General features: G+C 53.3%; 22 protein-coding genes and 1 riboswitch. Of the genes, 15 read left to right on the top strand and 7 right to left on the bottom strand.

Features of this window, described 5'->3' with window-relative positions; genetic code table 11:
* The first annotated feature begins 103 nt into the window (after positions 1–103).
* Positions 104–306: riboswitch (cobalamin riboswitch) on the top strand.
* A 130-nt stretch (positions 307–436) separates the two neighbouring features.
* Genes ACR0KN_RS17865 through ACR0KN_RS17845 form a run of 5 tightly spaced genes read left to right on the top strand, consistent with a single transcriptional unit; the run spans position 437 to position 3847 of the window.
* Complete coding sequence (locus ACR0KN_RS17865) at positions 437–1222, top strand: DUF4198 domain-containing protein (RefSeq protein ID WP_480655443.1); 786 nt, start codon at positions 437–439, stop codon at positions 1220–1222.
* A gap of 6 nt (positions 1223–1228) precedes the next feature.
* Entirely contained in the window at positions 1229–1840 is a 612-nt protein-coding gene (gene cbiM, locus ACR0KN_RS17860; protein ID WP_480655441.1) for a cobalt transporter CbiM, read from the top strand.
* Complete coding sequence (locus ACR0KN_RS17855) at positions 1837–2418, top strand: cobalt ABC transporter permease (protein WP_480655439.1); 582 nt, start codon at positions 1837–1839, stop codon at positions 2416–2418. The genes cbiM and ACR0KN_RS17855 overlap by 4 nt, the downstream gene beginning before the upstream one ends.
* Positions 2418–3200, top strand: coding sequence for a cobalt ECF transporter T component CbiQ (gene cbiQ, locus ACR0KN_RS17850; protein ID WP_480655437.1), 783 nt, complete (start codon positions 2418–2420; stop codon positions 3198–3200). The genes ACR0KN_RS17855 and cbiQ overlap by 1 nt, the downstream gene beginning before the upstream one ends.
* Positions 3197–3847, top strand: coding sequence for an energy-coupling factor ABC transporter ATP-binding protein (locus ACR0KN_RS17845; protein ID WP_480655435.1), 651 nt, complete (start codon positions 3197–3199; stop codon positions 3845–3847). Before cbiQ ends, ACR0KN_RS17845 begins: the two co-directional genes overlap by 4 nt.
* 77 nt (positions 3848–3924) lie before the next feature.
* On the opposite strand, the gene ACR0KN_RS17840 is transcribed toward ACR0KN_RS17845, so the two are convergent.
* On the bottom strand, positions 3925–5079 hold the full coding sequence (locus ACR0KN_RS17840) for a glycosyltransferase family 2 protein (protein ID WP_480655433.1): 1155 nt from the start codon (positions 5077–5079) through the stop codon (positions 3925–3927).
* 332 nt (positions 5080–5411) lie between these two features.
* On the opposite strand from ACR0KN_RS17840, the gene hpaR reads away from it, so the two are divergent.
* Entirely contained in the window at positions 5412–5852 is a 441-nt protein-coding gene (gene hpaR / locus ACR0KN_RS17835; RefSeq protein ID WP_010443472.1) for a homoprotocatechuate degradation operon regulator HpaR, read from the top strand.
* Between the two features lie 36 nt (positions 5853–5888).
* Here the strand turns inward: hpaR and ACR0KN_RS17830 are convergent, their stop codons facing one another.
* Together ACR0KN_RS17830 and ACR0KN_RS17825 are read right to left on the bottom strand one after the other, a co-directional pair.
* The gene (locus tag ACR0KN_RS17830) at positions 5889–7241 is read right to left on the bottom strand and encodes an aminotransferase class III-fold pyridoxal phosphate-dependent enzyme (protein ID WP_480655431.1); all 1353 of its coding nucleotides are present in this window, start codon (positions 7239–7241) and stop codon (positions 5889–5891) included.
* A 25-nt stretch (positions 7242–7266) separates the two neighbouring features.
* Positions 7267–8052, bottom strand: a complete 786-nt coding sequence (locus ACR0KN_RS17825) for an IclR family transcriptional regulator (RefSeq protein WP_480655429.1) — start codon at positions 8050–8052, stop codon at positions 7267–7269.
* Positions 8053–8176: 124 nt separating this feature from the next.
* Here ACR0KN_RS17825 and ACR0KN_RS17820 point away from each other — a divergent pair, with 124 nt between their 5' ends.
* The 7 genes from ACR0KN_RS17820 to ACR0KN_RS17790 all read left to right on the top strand — a co-directional run bounded on the left by ACR0KN_RS17820 (position 8177) and on the right by ACR0KN_RS17790 (position 16242).
* On the top strand, positions 8177–9109 hold the full coding sequence (locus ACR0KN_RS17820) for a tripartite tricarboxylate transporter substrate binding protein (RefSeq protein WP_480655427.1): 933 nt from the start codon (positions 8177–8179) through the stop codon (positions 9107–9109).
* Positions 9110–9171: 62 nt separating this feature from the next.
* Positions 9172–9708 (top strand): tripartite tricarboxylate transporter TctB family protein, encoded by a 537-nt coding sequence (locus ACR0KN_RS17815; RefSeq protein ID WP_480457166.1) that lies wholly within the window; start codon positions 9172–9174, stop codon positions 9706–9708.
* A gap of 8 nt (positions 9709–9716) precedes the next feature.
* Positions 9717–11249 carry a tripartite tricarboxylate transporter permease gene (locus ACR0KN_RS17810; RefSeq protein WP_480655425.1) on the top strand — a complete coding sequence of 511 codons (1533 nt, stop codon included), beginning with the start codon at positions 9717–9719 and terminating at the stop codon, positions 11247–11249.
* Positions 11250–11256: 7 nt separating this feature from the next.
* On the top strand, positions 11257–12741 hold the full coding sequence (locus ACR0KN_RS17805) for an aldehyde dehydrogenase (RefSeq protein WP_480655423.1): 1485 nt from the start codon (positions 11257–11259) through the stop codon (positions 12739–12741).
* Positions 12742–12767: 26 nt separating this feature from the next.
* Positions 12768–14003: a Tm-1-like ATP-binding domain-containing protein gene (locus tag ACR0KN_RS17800; protein ID WP_480655421.1), complete on the top strand. Its 1236-nt coding sequence runs from the start codon at positions 12768–12770 to the stop codon at positions 14001–14003.
* A gap of 20 nt (positions 14004–14023) precedes the next feature.
* On the top strand, positions 14024–15313 hold the full coding sequence (locus ACR0KN_RS17795; protein ID WP_480655419.1) for an aspartate aminotransferase family protein: 1290 nt from the start codon (positions 14024–14026) through the stop codon (positions 15311–15313).
* Entirely contained in the window at positions 15310–16242 is a 933-nt protein-coding gene (locus ACR0KN_RS17790) for a phosphotransferase enzyme family protein (protein WP_480655417.1), read from the top strand. The genes ACR0KN_RS17795 and ACR0KN_RS17790 overlap by 4 nt, the downstream gene beginning before the upstream one ends.
* 60 nt (positions 16243–16302) lie before the next feature.
* Here the strand turns inward: ACR0KN_RS17790 and ACR0KN_RS17785 are convergent, their stop codons facing one another.
* Genes ACR0KN_RS17785 through ugpB form a run of 4 tightly spaced genes read right to left on the bottom strand, consistent with a single transcriptional unit; the run spans position 16303 to position 20468 of the window.
* Positions 16303–17358: a sn-glycerol-3-phosphate import ATP-binding protein UgpC gene (locus ACR0KN_RS17785; RefSeq protein WP_480655415.1), complete on the bottom strand. Its 1056-nt coding sequence runs from the start codon at positions 17356–17358 to the stop codon at positions 16303–16305.
* A gap of 3 nt (positions 17359–17361) precedes the next feature.
* Positions 17362–18198, bottom strand: a complete 837-nt coding sequence (gene ugpE, locus ACR0KN_RS17780; protein ID WP_010443483.1) for a sn-glycerol-3-phosphate ABC transporter permease UgpE — start codon at positions 18196–18198, stop codon at positions 17362–17364.
* A gap of 20 nt (positions 18199–18218) precedes the next feature.
* A complete protein-coding gene (ugpA, locus tag ACR0KN_RS17775; RefSeq protein ID WP_010443484.1) occupies positions 18219–19100 on the bottom strand; it encodes a sn-glycerol-3-phosphate ABC transporter permease UgpA in 882 nt (293 codons plus the stop codon).
* A 57-nt stretch (positions 19101–19157) separates the two neighbouring features.
* Positions 19158–20468, bottom strand: coding sequence for a sn-glycerol-3-phosphate ABC transporter substrate-binding protein UgpB (gene ugpB / locus ACR0KN_RS17770; RefSeq protein ID WP_010443485.1), 1311 nt, complete (start codon positions 20466–20468; stop codon positions 19158–19160).
* Positions 20469–20649: 181 nt separating this feature from the next.
* Between ugpB and ACR0KN_RS17765 the strand changes: the two genes are divergently transcribed.
* Together ACR0KN_RS17765 and ACR0KN_RS17760 are read left to right on the top strand one after the other, a co-directional pair.
* Entirely contained in the window at positions 20650–21564 is a 915-nt protein-coding gene (locus ACR0KN_RS17765) for a LysR substrate-binding domain-containing protein (RefSeq protein WP_480655413.1), read from the top strand.
* Positions 21565–21824: 260 nt separating this feature from the next.
* On the top strand, positions 21825–23801 hold the full coding sequence (locus tag ACR0KN_RS17760) for a bifunctional 2',3'-cyclic-nucleotide 2'-phosphodiesterase/3'-nucleotidase (RefSeq protein WP_480655411.1): 1977 nt from the start codon (positions 21825–21827) through the stop codon (positions 23799–23801).
* Positions 23802–23942: the final 141 nt, after the last annotated feature.

Here is a 23942-nt window from a genome sequence, read left to right as displayed (position 1 = left end):
CAGGATCGATCCGATACTGATCGAGCGAATGTGGGTACTCTAATTTCGCAAATGGCCTGCTTAGTGACGGAAACGATTGTTGACCGCGCTTTGCATGTTCTGGCATGAACACGCCATGTTCGGTTCCGGGGGATTCCCCCGGAAGCAATAGGGAATGTAGTACGGTGCTCTTCGCGCCAAATCTGCAACTGCCCCCGCAACTGTAAGCGGCGAGCGCGGCTGACAATGCCACTGGGATATCCCGGGAAGGCCAGCATAGCGCTTTGACCCGCAAGTCAGGAGACCTGCCGAACACGCGCCCTCGGAAAGGGTGCTCATTGTCGGCGACGGGGTGTGCGCTGTATCCGTTTGTCTCGGTCGACGAACGGACGCGGGCCCTCCCCAAGTCAAAACCAAATATGTGCCGGGGAAGGCGCGACCTGAGAAGGACTGAGTTTTGAAGATATTGTTTTTGGCAGCCGCAGCTGCTGCAGTGATGCCTACGTTTGCGAGCGCTCATTTCCTACTGGAATACACAGAAAACACGATGATCGAGCGACCCGGTGATGTGCCGGTAAAGCTGATATTCTGGCACCCGTTTGAAGCCGGTCATGTGATGACGCTTGAAAAACCGGAAGAATTCTATGTGATCCACAACGGCAGTAAAACCGATCTGCTGGACACATTGGAAGAAACCACATTTGACGGCCCAGACAACAGCGCCAAGGCGTTCAAAGGCTCGGTCCCGGTGAAGCGTTCGGGCGACTATGTGGTGGTGACCGTTCCTGCGCCCTACTACGAAGAATCTGAGGATATTTATATCCAGCAGATCACCAAGGCCTATCTGAACCGAAATGAACTGCCCACCGACTGGGATCAGCCGCAAGGTCTGGCAACAGAAATCCTGCCGCTGAACAAGCCCTACAACATCATTGCGGGCTCAACTTTCACGGGTCGCGTGCTGAGCGAGGGCAAACCAGTTGCAGGGGTCGAGATTGAGATCGAATACATCGCCGCCGCCCCTGACCTGAAAGGCACGGGCGCCGCTGCACCGACGGTGTCGCCGCTGCCAGGTGGTGCACTGGTCGCGATTTCGGACGAGAATGGATATTTCAGTTTTGGTGTACCCAAAGCCGGTTACTGGGGTTTCGCCGCTCTGGGCTCTGGTCCGAAAACCGAGCATGAAGGTAAAGAGCTGAGCCAGGATGCCGTGATCTGGATCCGCGCCTGGGATCTGGAGTAGGCCCTTATGCACATTGTAGATGGTGCTCTTTCGAACCCTGTCGTAATCGGCGGTGCGATCGCTGCTGCAGGCGGGATTGCAATGGGGCTGAGGTCGCTGGATCTGGATCGCATTCCCACAGCGGGTGTTCTGTCAGCCAGTTTCTTCGTTGCTTCGCTGATTCATGTGCCGATTGGCCCATCTTCTGTGCATCTGATCCTGAATGGCCTGGCCGGGCTTCTACTCGGTTGGGCCGCCTTTCCGGCCTTGTTTGTCGGGCTGCTGTTACAGGCTGTTTTCTTTGGATTTGGTGGACTGACCGTTTTGGGGATCAATACCGTGAACATTGCTCTGCCAGCGGTACTGACCTGGATGATCTTTGGCCGCCTCATCGCCCGAGGCTCGGCCATTCAGGGGGCGATTTGGGGCGGTATCGGGGGGGCGTTCTCAATCGCAGCCACAACCGCGTTTGTTGCCATTTCACTGGCGATGTCCGGTGACGCGTTCCTGCCTGCGGCCAAGCTGGTGTTTTTCGCCCATATACCGGTTATGGGCATTGAAGCCATGCTTACGGGGTTTGCCGTGATGTTGGCGCGCAAGGTGAAACCGGAACTGTTCAAAAAGGCGGTTTTAACATGAAACAACTGGTTGTTATTGCCACGCTGATGCTCACACCGATTTCGGCCCTCGCACACAAGGTCATCGCGGGGGTTTTCCCCGCTGGCGAAGCGATCGAGGGTGAGCTGGGGTTCTCCAATGGCGATATGGCAAGCGACCAGGAAGTTTTCGTCTACGGCCCCGATGGTGCTGAACTAGGTCACACCGTTACCGATGGGGACGGGTTCTTTTTGTATATCCCCACAAAACCTGTTGCGCATACCTTCAAGGCCGATCTTGGCGCGGGCCATGTGGCAGAAGTGACAATGCCCGCAAACGAGGTGGCCGAGATCATGGGAGTTGCCGCTGAGGTTGCGGAGATCGGCGCTCAGTCTACGACTGTTGCAAGCGTTGGAACCGTGATGGTTGCGTCTCTGTCCGATCAAGAACGCGCCGCGATCGCTAAAGTGGTGCGCGACGAAACCCGCCCCCTGCGCCGAGAAATTGCCGCCTATCGCGAACATAACGATATGCAAAGTATTTTGGGGGGCATCGGGTATATCGTTGGTCTCTTTGGCATCGGGTTCTATTTCGCCGCGCGCCGGAAGATGGCCGCCTGATGGCCCATGCGCTGGAACCCCAAGCCAAAACTCTGGCCGAGGCAGGTGGGATTGAGCCCTACGGGGTGATCGTGGATTTGGATCCGCGGATGCGCATCGTAATAACATGTCTCTTTGCCGTCCTTACCGTTGCACTAAGTTCAATCCCGTCATTGTTGATCGCGCTTTCAGTTTCGATCGGGCTGTTGCTGATGTCGCGGTTGCCCATTCGCCGAACTCTCAAACGTATGGCGATGATGGACAGCTTTATCATCTTCATGTTGGTGCTTTTGCCATTCTCCATGCCCGGAGACACCATGTTCACCCTCTTTGGATTTGCGGCAAGCTGGCAGGGGTTCTGGAAAGCCATTGAGATCGCGCTGACGGCAAACGCCGTGATACTGGCGCTGATGGTCCTGGTAGGGTCGATGGAGCCTGTCACATTAGGTCATGCATTGCACAAACTTCGCTGCCCGGGGGTGCTTGTGCATCTGTTGATGTTCACGATCCGCTATATCGAGGTGCTGCGCGAAGAGTACCTGCGTCTGCGCGGCGCGATGAAAGTCAGAGGTTTCCGACCGGGCACCAACTGGCACACCTATCGCAGCTTTGGTTATCTGGTCGGTATGATGCTGATCCGCGCCATTGAACGTTCCGAGCGCATTCTGGACGCGATGAAGTGCCGAGGGTTTTCGGGCCAGCTTCTTTTGTTACAGGAATTTAACCTGACCCGACGGGATTATTTGTTTGCCACGATGATGTGTGCGATCTGTGTCAGCCTTCTTATTCTGGATTTTCAATGACGATCCTTAATCTCGAAGACATTTGCTTTTCGTACCCGGGTCAGGCCCCGGTTCTGGACGGAGCGTCGCTGCGGCTTGAACCTGGCCAGCGGTTGTCGATTGCAGGTCCAAATGGATCAGGAAAATCCACACTTTTTCGCATTGTCCTTGGCCTTCAAGCGCCCTCTTCTGGGCGCGTGAACATCTTTGGTAAGGATAGGTGTGTCGAGGCCGACTTTCACGAGGTTCGCCGCCGTATAGGACTGGTGTTCCAAGACCCTGACGACCAGTTGTTTTGCCCGACCGTGGCAGAAGATATCGCTTTTGGCCCGCTCAATCTTGGGCGCAGCACGACCGAAGCGCTTGCCATCGTTGACAAAGTGCTGAGCGATTTGGATCTGATGCATCTGCGTGACCGTATCACGCATAAACTATCAGGTGGTGAAAAACGGTTGGTGACGCTTGCCACCGTACTCGCGATGGAGCCTGAGGCGTTACTATTGGACGAGCCGACCAACGCGCTTGATGCCAAGAATGAAGCACGGCTTCTGGAAATTTTGCAGGGATTACCTCAGGCAATTCTATTGGTCAGTCATGCCCCTACGTTCCGCCGCTCGTTGGCGCCCGAGACCCTCGAACTGCGACGTGGGAAGCTTGTAACGTTGTAAGGCTGATACGCTACGATCGGATGCCGCGCGTTGGCGGCAACCATCAGATCCAATGGAATAGGCAGATCAACTGAAGATCATGTTGGTTGGTTCAAAGCCATTAGATCGGGATTGGCAGAGACATTCCCACGTTCGGGTAGAACCGCTGAATGACGCGAGCGATTGCCCGCAATCATAGACAGCAAAAACTCGGAAAAAAACGTTTGCACCCCAATAACAATCATCGTGAACGCAGCGATCAAAGTGCGCATCTCGTTCAATGCCGCAAAGTCCGAGGCAATCCAGCCAGGGGTGATAGTGGCCGCCCAGATTAAGCCGCCAAATGTAAGGACAAGCCCGGCCAGGATCCAATATTGCAAGCGCGAATATCCGAACAATACCCGAGCGCGTTCTGTTGGCAATCGTAGCCCATCCCGATAGCTGCACATCAGTGCCGCCAGCCACAGCACCTCCGTCTGAAAGGCCAAGACCATGGCCGCACTCGCCGCGACGGCCCAGTGATCGCCGATCCTGAAGCCACCGATCAGCGCCATTTCCTGATCTCCGCTAAGTTGCAGTAGAACGGTGATTGCAAATCCTGCGAGGAACGGGACCAGTGCAGGCACCAGAAACAGCCAGGTTGGGCTGAGCAAGAACATGTATATCAGGTGCCGAAGCCCATCTCTCCACGGATTTAAATGTGGTGCCCTGCCGCGTCCGTCAGGGGACAAGGTTACAGGAACCTCGGCTATATTCAGCTTCCGCAGCACAGATTTCCGCAGCATCTCGGAAGCAAATTCCATCCCGGTTGAAGATAGGTTGAGCCGCTCCAATGCCTCTCGCCGGATGGCGCGGATGCCACAATGGGCGTCACCGATACCAGTGCAAAACAAAATTCTAAGAATGCCCGACAAGGCCGGGTTGCCGATATAACGGTTTATCCAGGGCATTGCACCTGGCTTGATTTCGCCACGAAACCGATTGCCCATGCATAATTCGGCACCATTCATCAACTTTTCGATCATCGGAACCGCTTCGACGAAATCATAGGAACAATCGCTGTCGCCCATCACCAGATACGTGGCGTCGCTTGCCGCAAAACCACCAATAAGGGCAGCGCCATAACCGGGTTCTTGAATGTTTACGACTCGGGCGGCGGCCTTTTCAGCTAGGGCTTGACTGCCGTCCGTGCTGCCATTGTCTGCAACGATTACTTCGCCTGATAGCTGGCATCGCTCAGCGAGTATCTGCAAGGCTTGTTGCGCTCTGATTACACAGGAAGAAATCGTTCCCCGCCTCGTTCAGGCAAGGCATAACGATAGCGACCGAGTTTTCGGCTGGCACCATGGTTCAGATAGCTCCCAATAGCGGATCGTAACATCAACAATAAAAGATAATAGCCATAATAGTGTCCAAATCGTGGCCTTAACTGGCCGCAGTTGGAACATTTCGCTTGAAAGGGCTTGCTGGAAATTCTCCGAAGCGGCGGGCGCTAGTTAGAGATAAATTTACAATAACAGGCACGGTCGCAGGAACTTGCCTTGTTAAACTTTGCAAACCAGGAATTGACGATTAAGAAGGTCATATGAATACTCAGTCTCATACCAAAAGTACCGCCCGATCTCTTCCAATTGCGCTTTTGCGCGCGCGTGAAACTGTTATGGCACCCATCCGGGATATGCTGCAGGGTATTCGCCTGACCGAACAGAAATGGCGAATTCTGCGCGTACTGGATGAGTTGGGAGAGGTGGAGCAAAGCGCAATTGCGCATGAGGCTTGCCTGCTTTTACCCAGTGTGACCCGTATTCTACGGACGATGGAGGCAGACGGGCAGATTACACGCCGTCAAGACAATGAGGATAAGCGCCGGACTATGGTGCAGATCACCGACGCGGGTCGAATGATATTAGAGAACAATCTCGCCACATCGCTTGCAATATCGAACAATATCGAAGCGCAGCTTGGACGTGAAAAGCTAGATCAACTTCTGGATCTTCTCGAGGAGCTGCAAGAGGTTAAAGTCTGACCCCGTCCTGGCAAAAAAACGAGGTCAGTAGACAAGTCAGAGACTGGCCAGTCCGGTATCAAGCGCCGAGAGGATTTTGGCCACATCTTCCGAAGTGATCACCAGAGGTGGTGACAGGATAATGTTATTGCCGGACACACGAACCATTACACCGTCTTCATAGGCTGTTTTTTGTACTTGTAGAGGCAAGTGTTTCGCGATTGGTGCTTTTGTTTTGCGATCTGAAACCAATTCTAGCGCACACATGAGGCCCTCTCCCCCACGCACGTCACCGATGACGTCATATTTTTCGGTCAGCTTTTGCAATCCGGAAAAGAGTTCGTCTCCACGTGCGGCGGCGTTTTCCCAGACCCGCAGGCGGTTAATTTCGGACAGTGCGGCAAGTGCTGCCGCTGCGCCGACTGGATGGCCCGAATATGTATACCCCTGATCAACCGATGCCAGACCAGTGGTGTCGGTTTCAAACACCTCGGCCACTGCGCCAGAAATCAACGTTGCACCGAACGGAAAATAGCCATTTGTAATCGCTTTGGCCGTGGTCATTATGTCTGGTTTCACGCCCCAATGCCGCGCGCCGCTTTCGCTACCTGTTCGGCCAAAGGCGGTAATGATCTCGTCCGAAATCAACAAAATACCGTGTTTCGAGCAAACTTCGCGCACCATGGGCATGAAGCTGTGATGTGGTGGGATCACTCCCCCTGCGCCGAGAACGGGTTCCATAATGAACGCCGCAACGGTGTTTGCACCCTGAAATGCGATTTCGGCTTCTAACGTTTTTACGCAAAGCTGCGCTAGCCGTGCTGGATCGGTCTCATCAAACGGGTTGCGATAGGTCCAAGGCGCGGTGACGTGAAAACATCCCGGCAACATGGGCTCGTAGGCTGCGCGAAATTTTTGATTTCCATTGACCGAGGCAGCTGCAAAGTGCGTGCCGTGATAACCCTGCTTCAGACTGATGAACTTGGTGCGGCCGGCCTCACCGCGAATTTTGTGGTATTGGCGGGCCATTTTCAGGGCGAACTCTACCGAGTCCGAACCGCCCGAGGTGAAAAACGCGCGTGTCAGGCCATCAGGTTCAAAGAACTGCGCAAGCTCATAGGATAGTTCGATTGCCTTGTCGTTGCTGGTCCCACGAAACGTGGAATAGTAGGGTAGGGCGTTCAACTGGTCCGCAATGGCCTGCTTTACTGGTTCGCAGGAATAGCCCAGATTCACGTTCCACAGACCACCGACTGCATCCAGTGCCCGGTGGCCATCAACATCCACGATGCTGACCCCTTCACCGCCACTTAGAATAGTGGGAGGGTTTTTTTGACTGTCCGCCGGATGGGCCATCGGATGCCAGAAATATCGCGCGTTGTTTTCTTTCAGGAAGTTTGAGTCTTTCATGGCTCTCTCTGTCGTCGTGTCGGTATCAACTGGTCTGCAACTGATTCAGGCGGTAATTGGCATGAAACTGTCCGCCATAGACTGATGTGATCTCCTTTGAGGCAATGCTCAGTGCGTCGAGCACGGCAATCCGCAGGTCCGATGTGACCCGAGGCTGCGGAATGACGCAGGCGATGGCTCCAATCGCGGTTTGTTCCTCGCCGAAGATTGGTGCGGCGAACCCGTGTACGCCTGTTTCATAGCCGCTCACACTTTCGCACCACCCTTTGTGCCGTGTTTCATCGACCAGATCCATCAGGCGATCGGGGTTTGTCAGGGTGTGTTCGGAATAGATTGGTAGCGACCCATCGAGTACGTGTTGCAATAGATTTCTGGGGCCAAACGCCAGTGAAACGATGCCCGAGGCGGTCGCATGCAAAGGCAAAATTTCTGAGGCGCCGATACTTATGCGAACGGAATGAGCCTGTGTTTCTTCAACCAAAGTGGTTTGCAGTAGATCGGATTTCAAAAGTGACATGTGCATCGTTTCATGCACTTTAAGCACCTGCGCCTTCATAATTTTTCGGGCCGCTGTCAGCCGTGGTTTGGCGGCCTCTCGTAGATTGGCCAAACGAAGGGGGGCGGTACCGATCGAATACAGTTTGGATTGTGGGTCCTGTTCGACCATGCCGTAATCCGCCAGGTTCGTCAGATACCGTAGTGCAGTCGCCTTGTTGATCTGATTCATCCGAGCAATCTGCGACAACCCAAGCTCAGGTTGTTGCAGAGAAAAGCTATCCAAAAGTTTCAGTACTTTCAGTGCAGTCCCCATGATCCAGTCCTTTGTTTCACAATTATCTTGACAGAAAGAGCTTAACACAGCAACAATAAAGCTTAACACAGCAATAAAAAAATTGATACTGTGTTTCAATATATGAACCGCTTGGGAGGACGTAATGAAAAAATTCATGGCTACTGCCGCAGCAATGGCCCTCAGTGCCAGCGCTGTTTTGGCTGACTATCCTGAAAAACCCGTTTCTTTTGTTGTGCCATGGCCACCGGGTGACCTTGAGGATGTGCTAACCCGCCTCATCGCCGACGAATTTCAGGCGATGTACGGTGTTCCCGCAGCAGTGGTTAACAAGCCCGGCGGTGGCGGAGGCCCGTTTCCCGGCGCGGTTGAAGTGGCTACAGCTCCGGCGGATGGATATACAGTGGGCTCTTTCGTCATAGGTGTACCGGTGATCGGCCCTGACATTGGTATTCCCGAGCTGAACCCCAATCCCTTTGACCCGATTGGCATTTTCCTGACCTACCCATTTGTGATCGCATCCAGCAAGGATGCGCCCTTTTCGACTTGGGCGGAATTGGTAGAGCACGGTAAGGAAAACGACGTTGCATTGGGGCATTTCGGTTCTGTGCTGCCACCCACACAGGTAACATTTGCAGCTGCTGTTAGCAGCGGGTTTGATTTCGCGAGCGAAGCCGCTTTCGACGCACTGGACTGCAACACATTGGCTTCGGGCGACGTGGATGTGATCAACACCACGCTTCAACTCATACTTCCCTGCTTGGATCAGGTGAACGTCTTGGCCAGCATCGGAGGAGAGCGGATATCGCTGGTTCCTGACACGCCAACCGTTGTTGAACTTAACCCTGATCTGCCTTTGGCACTTTGGAACGGCCTATTCGTGCACAAAGACACTCCAGCCGATGCACGTGAAAAGATCACCGCAGCCGCGCAAAAGGCCCTGAGTTCAGATAAGGCCAAGCAGCTTGCCGAGGAAACGGGTGCGCTGATCTACTGGCAGGATCCGGATGCTTCCAACGCACAGATCGAACAAGACAAAGCCTCGTTCGCCAAAATCGAAGAGATTCTGGGCGAATAACATGAAACTGGCCCGGCAGCATCAAATCTGCCGGGCCTTTTTCAATCAGGGGAGAGGTTTAGATGATCGCGAAGACCTTACAGGACATGTTCAAACGGTATCGCCGACCTGGTGATGTTGTATTCGCAGTGCTCTTCCTTGGTTTTTCGGTTTTTCTTCTGACGCAATTGGGCGAGCAGACCAAAGCCGTAAAGCGGACCAAATGGTTTGCCCAGCCCAACCTCTGGCCAATGATCTCGCTCTGGGCAATGGTCATCTTTGGGTTCCTTCACTGGCTGAGCTCAGCCATGTCCCCCCGTCTTCTTGGTCGCTGGACAGAAGTCGGGTTCTGGCTGCGATCGTTTGAATATGTCGCATATTTTTTGGTTTACGTGATGCTGGTTCCCATTTTGGGATACCTGCCGTCGACCGTTTTGTTTGCTGTTTTTCTGGCGTTACGAACCGGGTTTCGGGACGCGAGAACAGTCTGCATCGCGGCTTTGTTCGGCGTTTTTGTCACTGTCGTTTTCCGAGCCTTCCTGCAGGTCAAAATCCCTGCTGGTGCTGTTTATGAATATCTGCCCGACAGCGTTCGCGCCTTTGCGCTGACATATCTCTGAGGTTCGAAATGGAAACTCTATTTTCTGGTCTTTCGATCCTGGCGCAATGGCAGGTAATTATTGCGCTGCTGATCGGGTCAATCGGCGGGGTCATAATAGGTGCTCTTCCCGGAGTTGGTGCGCCCGTTGCCATCGCAATTCTATTGCCAGCAACATTTGCTTTTGAGCCGATTGTCGGTCTGACATTGCTGCTCGGAATATACGGGTCGTCCATGTATGGCGGCGCAATCCCGGCGATTTTGATCAACACGCCAGGCACGGCCGTGAACGCGCTGACAACGTACGACGGTTACCCCATGACTAGACGCGGGCAGGGGCACCGGGCGCTCTCACTGGCATACTCGGCCTCGTTCTTTGGTGGGGTCTTCTCAATCATCTGTCTGATGATCCTGTCGCCGGTGCTGGCTTTGATTGCGCCGCATTTCGGTAGCCGCGAAATTTTTCTAGCTGCTTTGCTGGGAATTATCTTGGTGGTGCTTGCCCACCGCGGACAAATATTTGCTGCGGGAATGCTGGCCGCCTTAGGCATTTTTCTGAACACTGTGGGTTTGGAACCGGTCAAGTACACGCGTCGGTTCACATTTGACCAAAGTTGGCTTGCTTCAGGTATCGATTTGATCGTTGTGGTTTTAGGCCTGTTTGCGATCAGTCAGGCGTTGCTGTTGCTTCTGGAAAAGAACCATGCACCCGGTAAAGCGCATGTCAGCGGCAGCATTTTTGCGGGCCTGAAAGAGCTTTTGGGCATCAAGCGCGTCGCGACGGTGTCTTCAAGCATTGGTGTTCTCATGGGTATGGTGCCAGGCACTGGCGAATTCACCTCGCAGTTTTTGTCATACACCTATGCTCAGAAATCCTCGAAGGATCCCGATAAGTTTGGCGATGGATCACCCGAGGGACTGGTGGCATCCGAGGCGGCCAATAACGCAGTGCCGGGTGCTGCGATGATCCCGCTGCTTGCGTTGGGCATTCCGGGTGAAGCGCTGACGGCGATGATGCTGTCGGTGTTTTATGTCCACAACGTCATTCCTGGCCCTCAACTGTTTGAATCTCAGATGGACTTTGTGATGGCGCTGTATATGGCGCTGATCTTGTTGAATGTTATCGTTCTGGTGTTCCTGCTGTTTTCGACAAACCTGCTTCTCAAGATTATCCAGATACCAACTCGCTTTCTGGGGATCATGATATTGGTGTTGTCTTTTGTTGGTGTTTATTCGCTGAGGAACTCGATAACAGATTGTGCGCTTGCGGCGGGTTTTGGTGTCTTTGGCCTTATTCTGAAGCGGTTGGATTTGCCGATTGTGCCAATCATTCTTGGAATGGTTCTTGGTGGTATCATGGAGGTGAAACTTCGTAGCGCCATGGCGCGGGTGAAAACCCCACTCGACTTTGTCGACCGGCCAATCGCAGCGATCTTGTTTGGCCTGATACTGCTGATCCTAATCCTTCATTTCCGCACTCTGTATTTCGAGTTCAGAAACAAGTTGCGGCCCGAGCCTACAGCTGAGCCTGTTGATGTAGACCACCCAAACCAACAAGGGTAATCCTTTAATGATCCAGTCAGAAATTGACGCTCTTCGCGGCAAGGTGTTGACGCCCCGAAACCATTTTATCGATGGGTGTACTATCCCTTCGAATGAAGGCAGAATACGCGATGTTCTGTCGCCGATTGATGGTCAGGTTCTGACGCAGATTGCCGAGGGTACACCTTTTGATATGGATGCGGCCATCGCTTCCGCGCGGGCGGCTTTTGAAGATGGTCGTTGGGCACGGCGCGCACCATCTGAGCGTAAGAAAATCCTTCTGAAGCTTGCCGATCTGATCGAGAAACATGCGCTGGAGCTTGCGGTTCTGGGAGTGCGTGACAATGGCACCGAAATAACGATGGCCATGAAGGCCGAACCCATGTCTGCGGCTGGAACTTTCCGTTACTACGCCGAGGCAATAGACAAGGTCTATGGCCAGATCGCACCCACTGCCGAAAATGTCCTTGGGCTGATCCACCATGCGCCGGTCGGCGTCGTCGGGGCGATTGTGCCTTGGAACATGCCGATGATGATCGGAGCGTGGAAGCTGGCCCCGGCCCTGGCGGCGGGGAATTCGGTAGTACTGAAGCCTGCGGAAAGCGCATCTTTGACGCTGTTGAAACTGGCGGAACTGGCGGTCGAGGCGGGTATTCCAGAGGGCGTACTAAATGTCGTCACAGGCTCGGGTCGGGTCGTGGGCGAGACCCTGGCGCTGTCGATGGATGTGGACATTCTTGTTTTTACGGGTTCGGGCGCAACGGGGCGTAAGCTGCTTGAGTATTCGGCGCGTTCAAACCTCAAACGTTGCTACCTTGAACTTGGTGGAAAATCCCCGAACATCGTATTCAATGATGCAACTGATCTTGCGCAGGCGGCGAAAGTGTCGGCCGCGGGGATATTCCGGAACTCAGGTCAGATTTGCGTTGCGGCGTCACGTTTGCTTGTTCAGGCAGATATTCATGACGATTTTGTCGCAGAGTTAGTCGAGAACGCCGAAGCGATGCAGGTCGGGGATCCTCTAGACCTGAACAACCACATTGGAGCGGTGCACTCCCTGTCCGAATTGGATGCGAACCTGGAATATGTCAAAAAGGCGCAGGTGGAAGGTGCTGAACTAGAACTTGGTGGTGACCAAATTCTAAAGGACACTGGTGGTTACTATATGGCCCCGACCGTTATGACGGGAGTCCGCTCGACTGACACTCTGTTTCGAAACGAGGTGTTCGGCCCAGTTCTGGCCGTGACCCCGTTTGAAACAGAGGAAGAGGCGATTCAACTGGCCAACAGTACAGAATATGGACTGTCCGCTGGCGTCTGGACATCTAACCTCAGCCGTGCGCACCGGATGGTGGCAGGCATCCGCTCGGGTGTGGTGCATGTCAACACATATGGCGGTTCGGATCTCACTGTTCCCTTGGGTGGGGTGAAGCAATCCGGTAATGGCCACGACAAATCCCTTCATGCGCTGGAGAAATACAGCGATTTGAAAACAGCGTGGATTCAACTCTGATCCCGGAACTTCAAAGGAGAGCCCCCATGGGTGACAAAACCATTTTGTTGATCGGGACCTACGACACCAAAGATCCAGAGATGCGGTATCTAGAGGAATGCATCGTAGCGCAGGGGGGGCAAGTGCTGACGATGGATGTTTCCGTATTGGGCGACCCGTCCCAAACCACGGACATTTCCAAACATGATGTTGCTGCAGCATGCGATATGACCATCGAAGACGTGATCGCGTTGGGCGATGAAAACAAGGCTTTTCGCGTTATGTCAGAAGGGGCCGCCAAAGTCGTTCGCGACGCCCTGTCCAAAGGGCGCTTTGATGCCATGTTGGCAACCGGTGGCACAATGGGAACCGATTTGGCGCTCGATTGTGCGCAAGCGATCCCCATGGGAGTGCCTAAATACATTGTGTCGACCGTCAGCTTTTCCCCATTGATCCCACCACATCGCTTAGCACCAGACATCCAGATGATCTTGTGGGCCGGAGGCCTGTACGGGATGAACGCGATCTGTCGTTCCTCTCTTTCGCAGGCTGCGGGGGCTGTACTTGGTGCGGCGCGTGCTGTTGAGCCACCAAAGGCCGAACGCCCGGTGGTGGGTATGACGTCACTGGGTTCAAGCTGTTTGCGCTACATGAAGATCCTGAAACCGGAGCTGGAAGCCCGCGGTTTTGATGTGGCCGTTTTCCATTCGACTGGGATGGGGGGTATGGCGTTCGAAAAGCTCGCGGGCGAAGGCGCCTTTGCGTGCGTGATGGATTTCTGCATGCAGGAATTTGCCAATATGTTGGCAGGCTCGCTGGTCTCATCTGGCGAAGATCGCCTGACCAATGCGGGCCGGGCCGGAATTCCGCAAATGGTTGCTCCGGGCGCGCTGGACTTGCTGGATTTTGCGGGTTGGCAAGACATCCCCCCGCAGTTTTCCGACCGCCCGTTCCACGAGCATAACCGCCTGATAAAGAGTGCCGTGTTCAACGCCGATGAGCGTCGCAACGGTATCCGGGAGATGGCAAAACGTCTTGAACAAGCCACTGGTCCGACCCATTTCTTCCTACCGGTTGGTGGAGTTGAGGAATGGGATCGTGAGGGTCAGGAGGCGTACGATCCCGAGGGTCTTGCCGCCCTTATTGACGAGGCACGTAATGTCATGCCTGCGGTCGTAAATACAACCGAGATTGACGCGCACATCAATGATCAGGCCTTTGCGGATGCCGTTCTCGCACAGTTCGACGAATGGGTCGCTGAGGACGTTGTGCGCAAAGTATAACCTCATCTGGAGGGTAACAATTGACCAGATCGAACGCTGAGTTGATCGCAGATCGCGCCCGACTGCTGGGTCCGAATGTCTCCACATTTTATGACAACCCAGTTCACATCGTGAAGGGCGAGGGTGTCTGGCTGTGGGACGCAGACGGGCGCAAGTATCTGGATTGCTATAACAATGTGCCACATGTTGGGCATTGTAACCCGCGCGTGGTCGATGCGATTTGTCGTCAGGCCAGCACGCTGAACACTCATACGCGATATCTTCATGACGGCATTCTCGACTATGTCGAAAAGCTGACCAGCACCGTGGATGACCATCTGGATACCGCCATTCTGACCTGTACTGGTTCCGAGGCCAACGATATTGCCCTGCGAATGGCCGAAAGTATGACCGGCAAGCGTGGAATCATCGCAACGGATGCGACTTATCATGGCAATACCTCACTTGTCAGCCAGCTTAGCAAATCAAACGTTCCGACGGTTGGATTTGGCCTTGGTCAATTTTTTCGATTTGTCGCTGCGCCAGACAGCTATCGCAACCCTGATCCCGAGGGGATGAGATTTGCAGAATCTGTAGCTGAACAGATTGCCGAGCATGAAAAATCAGGTATCGGGTTTGCCGCATTGGTTGTCTGCCCGTATTTTCTGAACGAAGGTTTCCCGGATAATCCGGACGGTTGGCTGAAGCCTACTGCCGAGGTTGTGCGTAAGGCAGGTGGCCTGCTGATTTGCGACGAAGTTCAATCCGGGTTTGGTCGTACAGGCACGCATATGTGGGCGCATCAGAAGATGGGCGTGGTACCGGATGTCATGACATTGGGTAAACCGATGGGGAATGGCCATCCGATCGGAGGTGTTGTCACCAACTTGGAAATACTGGGAACTTTCAGAAAAGGTTATCGCTATTTCAATACGTTCGGAGGCAACCCGGTCTCTTGCGCTGCGGCCAAGGCCGTATTGGAAGAAATCGAGGACAAACAACTGCTTGAAAACGCCAGAAAAGTCGGCGCGCACGCGCGTATGAGGATGACTCGATTATCGAAAAAGCATGAGTTCATTGGTGACGTACGCGGTTCAGGCCTGATTTTCGGCGCCGAGATGGTGCTGGATCGGGAAACGAAGCAACCCGCCAGTGCATTCACAGATCGAGTAATCAATGGCATGCGGGAACGGGGCGTCATTCACTCAAAGCTGGGGCGGCATAAGAACACGCTGAAGATACGTCCACCGATGCCGTTCTCGATCGAGAACGCAGATCTTTTGTTTGATACGCTGGACGAAGTTCTGGCCAAAACTCCGCTAGACGCATGAATTTGGCGGTTAATCGGGTGTTGGAGCTATGGGGGATGCAGGGTGCATCTTACCATTTGATCGCGGCCCGCGAAAATCAGGTTTTCCGCGTCGATATCAATGGTTCCTCTTATGCGCTGCGATTGCATCGAGCGGGGTATCGTACCAATGAGGAATTGCGATCGGAACTACAGTGGATGGATGCGGTTTCGCGCGGCGGATTACATGTGCCAGCACCGATTACCTCGGCGTCAGGAGATTTTCTACATATCGTTGATGGGGTCCAAATTGACGTTTTGTCCTGGCTGAACGGTGCGCCAATGGGCGCAACGGGTCAGCCGCTGGGGACGAAAGACCGAACCTCACTATTCCTAGGCATCGGGCGTGAAATGGCGCGGTTGCATGACGTTTCGGACAGGTGGGCGTTGCCTGACGATTTTGACAGATGTTCCTGGGATCGGAATGGACTGCTGGGGGATAACCCGTTGTGGGGCAGATTCTGGGAAAACCCAACTTTGTCTGCCGAGGACCGCGAATTGTTTGAGGCTTTGCGCGGAAAGATGGCGACCGAATTGACCCAACTGGAAGATACGTTGGACTACGGTCTGATCCATGCGGATTTGGTGCGCGAAAACATTCTGGTTGATGGAGATCGTCTTCAACTCATTGATTTTGACGACAGCGGCTTTGGGTTTCGCCTGTTTGATCTGGCTACGACATTACTCAAGAATTTGCAGGAGCCAGACTATCCTGAATTAAAAGAGGCTTTGCTTGCGGGTTACCGGTCTGAACGACCCCTGGATGACAGCGCGCTTGATCTCTTTTTGTTGCTGCGTGCGGCGACCTACGTGGGTTGGGTAATCGACAAACTGTCGGAAGAAGGCTCTGAACTCCGAAATCAGAGATTCATTGATACAACACGCAAGCTTGCGCTTCGGTATCTGGGTTAGGGGTGCTTTGTGCACCGACATATTGAGTGACCAACGACCATAGAACCGCCCAGAGGGCCATCAAACCTCAAGTCGCTTACCGGTATCCGGATCAAACAGGTGCATCTGCTCGGGGGCGACCGAGAACCTTACCGCAGGATGCCGCCCTTCGATTGGGTGTACGCCGGGGAGGCTGGCCGTGATCACATCTTGGCTGCCTGTCAGGCGACCGTGTAGCAGCGTATTTGCGCCCAAAGGTTCAGCCATCTGAATTGCGGCTTCCAGCGGGCCATTTTCATCCATTGACAGGTGTTCTGGCCGGATTCCCAGTTTTACAGAGGTATCTGGGCCTTGAGATGGACCAATTTCCACGTCTTCAATTTTGATCACTCCACCTACACGCTGCGCGTCAAAGATATTCATCGCGGGACTGCCGATGAATTGAGCCGCAAAAAGGGTTTTTGGGGTTTCATAGACGTCCAGAGGTGTACCAATTTGCTCGGCGATCCCGCCGTTCATTACGATCATTCTGTCTGCCATCGTCATGGCTTCGACCTGATCATGTGTGACATACAGGGACGTAATCCCCAGCTTTTCCTGAAGCTCGCGGATCTCCAGGCGCATTTGAACGCGGAGTTTCGCATCAAGGTTCGAAAGCGGTTCATCAAAAAGAAACACGGCTGGTTCACGAACGATGGCGCGTCCCATTGCAACCCGCTGCCGCTGCCCGCCCGACAACTGTCTGGGCTTTCGGTCTAGCAAGGGTTCCAATTGCAACAGCTTTGCTGCTTCGGTCACCTTTTGATCGATCTCCGCCTTAGGTAACCCGGCAATTTTTAGTCCATATCCCATGTTCTGGCGTACAGACATATGCGGGTATAGCGCATAGTTTTGGAATACCATCGCGATATCCCGATCCATCGGTTCTTTGTCATTTGCCCGCTCGTCTCCGATGCAGATTTCACCCGAAGTCACGGTTTCAAGACCTGCCACCATGCGCAAAAGCGTGGATTTGCCGCATCCTGAAGGCCCGACGATGACGATGAATTCGCCGTCTGCGATATCAATGTCGATACCATGAATGACGTCTGTGGGGCCAAAGCTCTTTTTGACGTTTTCTAGGGTTACAGTTGCCATTTCTTACTTCTCGCTATCGACAAGGCCGCGAACAAACAATTTTTGCATCGACACCACCACAATGACCGGCGGGATCATGGCCAGTATCGAAGTTGCCATGATGACGGGCCATTCGGCCACATCATCGCCGGATGGGAACATCTGTTTGATGCCCATCACAATGGTATTCATCTCGGGATCCGTGGTGATGAGCAACGGCCATAAGTATTGGTTCCAGCCATAGATGAAGAGAATGACGAACAAGGCCGCGATGTTGGTTCTACTCATCGGCACTACAATGTCGACAAAAAACCGCATCGGCCGCGCACCGTCTACTCGCGCCGCTTCAGCAAGTTCATCCGGGATTGTCAGAAAGAACTGCCGGAACAGGAAAGTGGCAGTGGCTGAGGCGATCAATGGGAAAATCAGCCCGTAATAGCTGTTTAGCATGCCAAAACCGGCCACAACTTCGAATGTTGGAACAATCCGCACTTCGACAGGTAACATCAGTGTCAGAAAGATCAGCCAGAAAAAGGTCGTTCGCCCCGGGAATCGGAAGTAGACGATTGCAAAGGCCGACAGAAGTGAGATCACAATCTTGCCAACGGCAATACCGATAGCCATCACCAGACTGTTGAACAGCATGGTAGCGACGGGCACGTTTACTCCGGCAAAAAGGGCTGCTCGGTAGTTCTCCCAAAATTGATCACCCGGCCAGATCGGCATAGGGGGCGAGACGATTTCAGGCTGGGATACTGTTGAGGCAACAAAAGCCAGCCAGATCGGAAAGAATATGATCAGGACGCCCAGGACCATAAAGGCGTGGGTTAGCCAGATACCCGCGCCTCGTTTCTCGACCATTCCGTGTTGCTGGGCCGCCATCAGTAATGCACCCTTTTTTCGACGTATTTGAACTGGATCACCGTTAGCAAACCAACCACGATCAACAGGATGACGGATTGTGCCGACGAAGACCCGAGATCTTGCCCGACGAACCCATCGGAAAACACCTTGTAGACCAGGATCGTTGTGGCTTGTTGCGGACCACCTCCGGTGATTGTGTGGATAACACCGAATGTTTCAAAAAATGCATAGACGACGTTGACCACCAGCAAAAAGAAGGCCGTTGGTGACAGCAGTGGCAAAACAATTGTGAAGAACCGGCGCCAGAAATGCGCCCCATCGATTGCGGCTGCCTCGATGACTGACTTTGGCACGGATTGCAGCGCCGCAAAGAAAAACAAAAAGTTATAACTGATGCGCCCCCACGCGGATGCGACAACGACCAGCCCCATTGCTTCGGCGTCATTCAGAACGTGGTTCCAATCATAGCCGAGTTGGCCAAGATACCAGGAAACAACTCCGACGCGTGTGTTGAACATGAAAAGCCAAAGCACACCAGCAACAGCAGGTGCGACTGCGTAGGGCCAGATCAACAAGGTACGGTAAACACCCGAGCCTTTGATCAACCTGTCGGCAATGACTGCAAGAAAAAGTGCCGGAATCATCGAGCACAAGGTGACAAGCGTCGAAAAGATCGCCGTTGTTAAGAAGGATGCACGATAGAATTTGTCGCTGAGAAGGAATTCAAAGTTACCGAGCCCGACGAATTGAGATGACAGCCCAAACGGGTCAGGAATAAACAGCGACTGCCAGATTGCCTGCGCCGCTGGGTAGAAGAAAAATATGGCAGAGACGATCACCTGAGGTGCGATCAGAAGCAGAGGCAGCAACCAGCCCCGAAAGGTGACGCGTTTTTCCAATTTAGTGTCCCACCAAAAAAGAAATGCGGGCCGTTAAAGGCCCGCATGATATCATTTTTATTGATTGGCTGATTCAAACCGGCGCAACAACGCGTCGCCACGTTCCTTGGCGCTGTCCATCGCTTCCTGAGCCGTTTTGTCACCAGACCAGATGGCCTCGAGCTCTTCGTCAATGATTCCGCGAATCTGGTCGAATGACCCCAAACGCAGACCTTTTGAGTTTGCGGTTGGTTCTTTCGCAGTCATCTGGATTACCGCGATATCTGTGCCGGGATTGTCTTCATAGAATCCTGCCGCGCGGGTTGCATCTCCCGCTTCAGCAGTAATCGGAAGATAGCCGGTATTCTGGTGCCAATTGGCCTGTACATCTGACGATGACAGGAAGCTCAGGAACTCTCCAACTCCTTTGTAGGCTTCGGGGTCGTGCCCTTCCATCACCCACAGAGAGGCACCACCGATAATGGTGTTCTGAGGTTCGGCTGTGACACCTTCCCAATAGGGCAGGGGCCGTACGTCAAAATCGAACTCAGCTTCCGAGCTGATGCCCGCGTAACCCGCCGAGCTTTCTGTGAACAAGGCGCATTCTCCGGCCCGGAAGTTGGCTCCACCTTCGTTTCTGCGACCGGTGTAGATGAATTTCCCGTCCTTGGCCCAATCACCCATTGCGCTTAGGTGGGCCACTTGCACCGGACCATTCAGCATCAATTCGGTGTCCAGACCGGCAAAACCATTATCTTTCGATGCAAATGGTACATCGTGATAGGCTGACATGTTTTCCAGGTGAACCCAGCTTTGCCAAGCCGTGACAAGCGGACATTCTTCACCGCCTGCCTTTAATTGATCAAGAACCTCGCCAACTTTTTCCCAAGTGGAAAGATCGGTATCAGGATCGACTCCTGCTGCCTCCATCGCATCGCGATTGACCCAAAGAACGGGTGTGGAAGAGTTGAAGGGCAATGACAACATGTCGCCATCGGTAGTGGTATAATACCCTTTTACAGCGCCGATATACGCGTCGGGATCAAATGACGCGCCACTTTCGGCCATCACTTCATAGACTGGCTTGATGGCGCCTTCAGCCGACATCATTGTTGCGGTGCCAACTTCGAATACCATCAGAATGTGGGGCTGTTCGCCTGCGCGGAACGCGGCGATACCGGCATTCAGCGTTTCCGAGTAATTCCCTTTGTGGCTTTCAACCACGACAAACTCGTCCTGGCTGGCGTTGAATTCTTCAACCTGGGCTTTCACCAGATCACCAAGACGGCCGGTAAAGGCGTGCCAGAACTGGACTTCGGTTTGAGCCATTGCCGCTACAGGGGACAAGGCAGTTGCTACGGCGAGAGCGCCGAAAAATCTCTTTTTCATGATTCCTCCCATGCATCAGGTTCGATGCTTCGTTGAATACCGACCGCTACGGGTAAACGGCACACATGACGATTTCACGACGTTAGCGTTACAGAAATATAATTCAAGACCTTAGTATTGATAAAAAAAATAACACGGCATTATATTCGTGAACGAAAAACTGAGAAGTACTGGTTCGAACATGCGACAGACCCTGAGAATCAGACAGCTTGAAGCCCTTATGGCAGTGACGACCAATGGATCGATCACCTCTGCAGCCACTGATCTTGGGGTCAGTCAGCCAGCTGTGAGCCGATTAATATCTGATCTGGAGAAGTCACTTGGGTTTCAGCTTTTTGATCGCCGCGAGGGGCGGTTAGTGCCGACGCAGGAAGTTCGGTATTTGCAGCCCAGCGTAGAGCGTGTTCTGGAGCTGATGAAACAGATCACCGACGTCAGCCAGGATATCACGCAACGAAAGGCGGGACATATTCGCGTTGCTTGCCTCCCCGGATTTGCAACCAGCCACCTGCCACAAGTTGTCGCCGAATTTCTGAAAGATCGCCCCGGCGTCACAATGACAATTGAGCCGGATCGGCCCGAGCGCATTCTTGAATGGATGATCGGTGAACAATATGATTTTGGGATCACCGACAGTTTTATCAGCCACCCGGCTGTGCAAAATACAGATGTGCACTTACGCACGGTTTGTGTATTTCCAAGCGGTCACGAGCTGGAAAGCGTTTCCGAAGTTACGCCCAAAGAGCTTGAGAACGAGAAAGTCATTCATACCCGCCGTGATAGCGACTTTTTTGCACGCCTATCGAAAGCGTTCCAAAGCGCAAATATCTCACTGAACTCTCACATCGAGGTCAGGCAATTTACGGCAGCCTGTGAACTCGCCTTAAGAGGCGTGGGAGTCTCGGTAGTGAGCAAACTGGATGCGGTTCAATATGCCCATCTTGGACTGTGCTACAGGCCATTCGTACCGGTGTTACCTCATACACTTTCCTTAGTGCGCCCCATATTGAAACAACCATCTTTGGTAACTTTGGAATTTATTGAACAGTTCAGCGAAAGCTTGAACCCGTTTCGCGTCAAATCGATTATGCGCTGATCACTAAGCACTTGTAATTCTGGGGTGTTGGTCGATTTGCCAGATACCTGCCTGCGCTTCATCAGTTTTGGTTTGGCTAATGCCACAAAATAAATTCCAAATTGAGACCTTGATGAGCTTTACGCTCTTAGGGTTTGTCGGCACAGTATCGTCAATATTAACCATAGTTCGATGCTTGATCGGCTTAGGTGATCTTTATTCATCTTTGTTACAATCGCCATCTACAAAGCGTTTCGAACATATTTCCAGAAAGGTGTGATATGCCCTTTTCCAGCAGTAAACTCTCTCGCCGTAAGTTTCTTGCCACAACGACAGCCAGTGCAGCTGCGATTACTCTGCATCCTTTCTCTGCGTCTGCTGCCAACAATCAGGCTCATCTAAGGATCATGGAAACAACAGACATCCATGTGCATGTTTTCCCTTATGATTACTATGCAGATAAGCCACGGGACACCGTGGGCCTGTCACGCACGGCATCAATCATTAACGACATCCGCTCAGAGGCGACTAACTCAATCCTTGTCGATAACGGCGACTTTCTGCAGGGCAATCCGATGGGTGACTATATCGCCTATGAGCGTGGAATGAAGGCGGGCGACAGCCACCCGATTATCACTGCATTCAACACGGTCGGCTATGATGCCGCCACCTTGGGCAACCACGAGTTCAATTATGGTCTGGAGTTTCTTGATAAAGCGCTTGCTGGGGCCGACTTCCCAGTGGTTCTGGCCAATATTGCCAAGAAAAAAGGGGCCAGCCCGCGCGATGACGAAACTCTGGTGAAGCCCTATGCCATTCTTGATCGCGAGATTGAAATGGGGGACGGCTCCAAACATCCCATCAAGATCGGCGTCATCGGTTTCACTCCGCCGCAGGTCATGAATTGGGATCGCAAACACCTTGAAGGCAATGTCGAAGCCCGCGATATCATCGAGACAGCGCAGGCTTACGTACCCGAGATGAAAGAGCAAGGCTGTGATCTGATCATAGCACTTTCGCATTCAGGTATAGGTGAGGCCGATCATTCGGAAGGAATGGAGAATGCCTCGGTCGTTCTTGCCGGTGTTGACGGTATCGATGCCTTGGTCACCGGGCACAACCATTTGGTCTTCCCATCTCCAACATTTGCGGACCGTCCCGGTATTGACGTGGAAACCGGAACTTTGATGGGTAAGCCCGCCGTCATGGGTGGATTCTGGGGATCGCATCTTGGCCTGCTTGATCTGTTGCTGGAACGAGATGGTAACGACTGGCGTGTGGTCACCACCACTTCCGAGGCGCGGCCGATCTCCAAACGCAACGAAGATCGGTCAATAACTGCGCTGGTCGGAGATGATCAAAAGGTTCTCGACTCGGTGGCGAAAGATCACGACGAAACGCTGGCCTACGTCCGCCGCGCTGTGGGTAAGACTTCGGCCCCATTGCACAGCTATTTCGCGTTGGTCGCTGATGACCCGTCTGTGCAGATCGTTTCGATCGCGCAGAAATGGTATGTCGAAGAGATGATGAAAGGCACCGAGCACGAGGGTCTGCCAATCCTTTCGGCAGCGGCGCCATTCAAGGCTGGCGGCCGTGGCGGCCCGGAATACTACACTGATGTTCCCGTCGGTGACGTTGCGATCAAGAACGTGGCCGATCTTTATCTTTATCCAAACACAGTTCGTGCCGTGCGTGTAAACGGTGCGCAGGTTCGAGGCTGGCTGGAACGTTCGGCGGGCATGTTCAATCAGGTTGAGGTAGGTTCTGAAGACGCGATCCTGCTGAACCCGGAATTCCCATCATATAATTTCGATGTGATGGACGGTGTGACCTATCAGATCGACCTTTCACAACCGTCCCGCTTTGGTCCAAAAGGCGAAGAACTTAATCCAGATGCAGCCCGGATCGTGAACCTTGCCTTTAATGGTTCACCGGTCACGGATGACATGGAGTTCATTATCGCCACCAATAACTACCGAGCATCGGGCGGGGGCTCTTTCCCCGGCGCAAAGGGTGACACAGTTGTTTTTGAGGCTCCGGACACCAACCGGGATGTCATCGTCCGCTATATTGTCGAGCAGGGTACAATTGATCCTAAAGCAGATGCCAACTGGTCATTTGCGCCGCTCACCGACACGACCGTATTGTTTGAAACCGGGCCAAAAGCGCGGGACTACATGAATGATGTTAAAGGCGTTGTCATCGAAGATGCGGGAGAAGGTGCAGATGGCTTTGCAGCGTTCCGCATTAAGCTCTGACCTGTACGAGATTAAAGAACCCCCGCTTTTTTGGCGGGGGTTTTGAGAGTTTACTCTGCGGCTTCTTCGTATTCTGACATTGGTGGGCATGTGCAGATGAGGTTTCTGTCACCGTATGCGTTGTCGACGCGGTTGACGGGG

It is taken from the genome of Ruegeria sp. AP7, from assembly GCF_056539905.1.
Note: the sequence above shows the minus strand (reverse complement) of the source record. Positions and strands in the feature narration are given on the sequence as shown.

Coding starts and splice junctions, on each gene's coding strand:
- cbiM (WP_480655441.1), top strand. CDS start 1,229: ATGCACATTGTAGATGGTGCTCTTTCGAACCCTGTCGTAATCGGCGGT.
- ACR0KN_RS17855 (WP_480655439.1), top strand. CDS start 1,837: ATGAAACAACTGGTTGTTATTGCCACGCTGATGCTCACACCGATTTCG.
- cbiQ (WP_480655437.1), top strand. CDS start 2,418: ATGGCCCATGCGCTGGAACCCCAAGCCAAAACTCTGGCCGAGGCAGGT.
- ACR0KN_RS17845 (WP_480655435.1), top strand. CDS start 3,197: ATGACGATCCTTAATCTCGAAGACATTTGCTTTTCGTACCCGGGTCAG.
- hpaR (WP_010443472.1), top strand. CDS start 5,412: ATGAATACTCAGTCTCATACCAAAAGTACCGCCCGATCTCTTCCAATT.
- ACR0KN_RS17830 (WP_480655431.1), bottom strand. CDS start 7,241: ATGAAAGACTCAAACTTCCTGAAAGAAAACAACGCGCGATATTTCTGG.
- ACR0KN_RS17825 (WP_480655429.1), bottom strand. CDS start 8,052: ATGGGGACTGCACTGAAAGTACTGAAACTTTTGGATAGCTTTTCTCTG.
- ACR0KN_RS17820 (WP_480655427.1), top strand. CDS start 8,177: ATGAAAAAATTCATGGCTACTGCCGCAGCAATGGCCCTCAGTGCCAGC.
- ACR0KN_RS17815 (WP_480457166.1), top strand. CDS start 9,172: ATGATCGCGAAGACCTTACAGGACATGTTCAAACGGTATCGCCGACCT.
- ACR0KN_RS17810 (WP_480655425.1), top strand. CDS start 9,717: ATGGAAACTCTATTTTCTGGTCTTTCGATCCTGGCGCAATGGCAGGTA.
- ACR0KN_RS17805 (WP_480655423.1), top strand. CDS start 11,257: ATGATCCAGTCAGAAATTGACGCTCTTCGCGGCAAGGTGTTGACGCCC.
- ACR0KN_RS17800 (WP_480655421.1), top strand. CDS start 12,768: ATGGGTGACAAAACCATTTTGTTGATCGGGACCTACGACACCAAAGAT.
- ACR0KN_RS17790 (WP_480655417.1), top strand. CDS start 15,310: ATGAATTTGGCGGTTAATCGGGTGTTGGAGCTATGGGGGATGCAGGGT.
- ACR0KN_RS17785 (WP_480655415.1), bottom strand. CDS start 17,358: ATGGCAACTGTAACCCTAGAAAACGTCAAAAAGAGCTTTGGCCCCACA.
- ugpE (WP_010443483.1), bottom strand. CDS start 18,198: ATGGTCGAGAAACGAGGCGCGGGTATCTGGCTAACCCACGCCTTTATG.
- ugpB (WP_010443485.1), bottom strand. CDS start 20,468: ATGAAAAAGAGATTTTTCGGCGCTCTCGCCGTAGCAACTGCCTTGTCC.
- ACR0KN_RS17765 (WP_480655413.1), top strand. CDS start 20,650: ATGCGACAGACCCTGAGAATCAGACAGCTTGAAGCCCTTATGGCAGTG.
- ACR0KN_RS17760 (WP_480655411.1), top strand. CDS start 21,825: ATGCCCTTTTCCAGCAGTAAACTCTCTCGCCGTAAGTTTCTTGCCACA.